The sequence below is a fragment of the Candidatus Margulisiibacteriota bacterium genome (assembly GCA_018822365.1).
Lineage (GTDB): Bacteria > Margulisbacteria > WOR-1 > O2-12-FULL-45-9 > XYB2-FULL-48-7 > XYB2-FULL-45-9.
Genome location: JAHJKL010000054.1, coordinates 1 through 2,874 on the forward strand (window position 1 = coordinate 1; position 2,874 = coordinate 2,874).

Below are 2,874 nucleotides of genomic sequence, written 5' to 3' on the forward strand. Positions count from 1 at the left end.
ATTAAGACTCGCTTTCGCTACGCCTCGGGCTCAACACCCTAAGCTTGCATGTAACTGTAAGTCCCCGGCTCATTCTTCAATAGGCATGCCGTCATCCCGATTGCTCGGGACTCCGACTGCTTGTAGGCACACAGTTTCACGTTCTATTTCACTCACATTCCTGGGTTCTTTTCACCTTTCTCTCACGGTACTTGTTCACTATCGGTCACTACAGAGTATTTAGCCTTAGGAGATGGTCCTCCCGGATTCCTACAGGATTCCTCGTGTCCCGCAGTACTTGGGATACCGCTAGAGCCATTTAATCTTTCGCTTACAGGGCTATCACCTTCTATGGCGACTCTTTCCAGAGTACTTTAGCTAGACTATCCGGTCTCACGTCGCGGTCCCGCTACCCCTTGAAGATAAATCAACAAGGTTTGGGCTGTTTCGGTTTCGCTCGCCACTACTCCCGAAATCGTTATTACTTTCTCTTCCTCCGCTTACTTAGATGTTTCAGTTCAGCGGGTTGTCGTTAGGCACGACCGGGCTTTACCCGGCCAGGTTTCCCCATTCGGAGATCCCCGGATCAAAGCTATTTTGACAGCTCCCCGAGGCTTATCGCAGCCAATCACGTCCTTCATCGACTTGTAGTGCCAAGGTATCCACTATGTGCCGCAGTAACTTAAATTCTCTCTTTCTCGATGCGGGAATTTATTCCTGCTTCAACCTTAACATACTTATACAAAACCCTATTCAATTATCAAGTTACTTGCCTTGGCTCCAAGTTTTTCCACTGAAGTGAAAAACAGGTCCCTTTCGAGGAACCTGGAGGGCCATGAAAAAAACGCACCGTAGTGCGTTTCTCACGCTCGGTCTATTAAATTTAAACGCTAAAAAATTAGGTAATAAATCTATTCACAGACGAGGTTGTAATTATAACTTGGTTTGCCGTTTGTTGTCAAGGGGATTTTTGGCAATTTTCGGCCTAATTCCCGATCAGCCGACAACCTTCGGAATTCCCTTACAAACCGGGCATTTCCGGTCACGAGCCACATTGACCTTGCGCCAGGAACGCTCAAGGGGAGAAAGCACCATTAACTCTCCACTCCCTGTTTCTCCAATCCCCAGTACCTGCTTGATCGCTTCTGCCGCTTGCCAGGTCCCAACCAGTCCCGGAAGAAAACCGATTACCCCATTCTCCCGACAGGCAGGGACTTCTCCCGGCGGCGGCTCTTCATTAAATAAGCATCTAAAGCAAGCCCCCTCTCCCGGCCGGATTATCATCAACTGCCCTTCAAACTGATATACAGCCCCATAGATCAAGGTTTTTGCCTGTTTGACGCATACATCATTTAATATATAGCGGGTGGCGAAGTTATCGCTTCCGTCGATTATGATCTGATAATCTTTGACGATCCGGTCGGCGTTGTCGGCCGTCAGGCGCGATGAAAAAGCGAGGATCTCGCAATCGGGGTTCAACGCTTTGATATGATGAGCCGCGACTTGCGCTTTTAATTTACCGACATCTTCGGTGGCGTAAAGTGTTTGCCTATTAAGATTGGAAAGTTCTATAAAATCACTATCAACGATCCCAATGTGCCCTACTCCGGCAGCAGCTAAATATAATAAAGCGGGAGACCCAAGCCCTCCGGCGCCGACGACCAGAACTCGACCCTGGCGGAGTTTTTCTTGTCCAGCTTCCCCAATCTCTTGCAAGATCAGTTGGCGGCTATAGCGCCCTTCATTTTCGCAACTACCAGACATAAAGCTCTCCCAGGGTCCAGAGGCCAAATATAATAAATATAACGGCTCCGACCAGCTTCACGGTTTTTTGGGGGACAAGGTCTTTGGTCCATTTACCGGCCAGGGCGCCAAGAGTATTGACCGCGATCATAGCCAGCGTCGCTCCTACCCATACTTGCAAAGGAGCCCCGTATTGGGCGGTCAAAGCAAGGGTAGCGAGCTGGGTTTTATCGCCAAGTTCCGCGAGAATAAAAGCAGTAAAAACTAACCAGAACGGTGACGCATTTGCTTGCTCCTTTGCCTCGGCCTTTGCCTCTTTTTCCAACAAAGTCCAGAAACCGAAAGCAATAAAGAGGATTCCGGCGATGGTTTGGATATAAATGATAGGGACAAAACGATTGAGCAATCCACCAAAGATGACCGCCAAGGCCATTAGGAGTGCCGAGGCGCAAGCGACGGCGGCGATTACCACACGGGCTGAATACTTGGTCGCCAGACCAAAAGTGAGGAGTTGGGTCTTGTCTCCCAGCTCCGCCACCGCGATCATTATAAATGTTGTTATAAATGGGATTAAGGACATGGGGGTATTATAACACCCGTTCGGAACCTGAGAATGAATTCTCGGTTCCTCACGAGAATCGGGAAGTTTACTGCCTATACGGATAGCGCCAGGAAACCTGCGAATAAACTTCGCGGTTTCCTGGCTTTTTAAATTGTCTGGCTTTTCGTTTTCACTCTTCTACTAAAGCCTGAAAAGCGGTTTGTCCGAGTGTTAAGAGCGGCAACCACCTAAATAATGGCAATGGATTAGAATACAAATGCAGAATGGGGCGCTTTTTGCTTACCTTGAGAAAAATCAAAAAGCGCGAGGCCTTTTCTTTTTGACCATTTTCTTTGTGGCCAGACAAAGAAAATGGTCGCCCAGCAAAAGCAAAGTGATTAATTAAACGGAGCGAATAGCGGAAAATCCAATATTTGCAGCAGTAAATGTGGATGCTCCTTCTCTTGGACGAGTTTCGCAACTGATTTATCCGTAATCCTTTAAGGCTTTATGCGATTTTGGTATAATACCAGCATGTCTGACCTTCCCCCCAAAAACTGGACCACTTGCAATTAGAAAATAGGCCGGTAATACTAATTGAAGGAGGGTCA

General features: G+C 47.8%; 2 protein-coding genes and 1 rRNA gene. All 3 read right to left on the reverse strand.

Translation table 11 applies throughout. The features are described 5' to 3' along the window. A 23S ribosomal RNA gene (locus tag KKF06_04615) occupies positions 1-667 on the reverse strand; the annotation flags it as partial. A gap of 308 nt (positions 668-975) precedes the next feature. After that, complete coding sequence (locus KKF06_04620) at positions 976-1,743, reverse strand: HesA/MoeB/ThiF family protein (protein MBU1617046.1); 768 nt, start codon at positions 1,741-1,743, stop codon at positions 976-978. Then, positions 1,733-2,269: a TMEM165/GDT1 family protein gene (locus KKF06_04625; protein ID MBU1617047.1), complete on the reverse strand. Its 537-nt coding sequence runs from the start codon at positions 2,267-2,269 to the stop codon at positions 1,733-1,735. The genes KKF06_04620 and KKF06_04625 overlap by 11 nt, the downstream gene beginning before the upstream one ends. Between the last annotated feature and the right edge of the window lie 605 nt (positions 2,270-2,874).

Excerpts from the sequence above, each read along its gene's own strand:
- KKF06_04625 (MBU1617047.1), bottom strand. The coding sequence starts at position 2,269 with ATGATCGCGGTGGCGGAGCTGGGAGACAAGACCCAACTCCTCACTTTT.
- KKF06_04620 (MBU1617046.1), bottom strand. The coding sequence starts at position 1,743 with ATGTCTGGTAGTTGCGAAAATGAAGGGCGCTATAGCCGCCAACTGATC.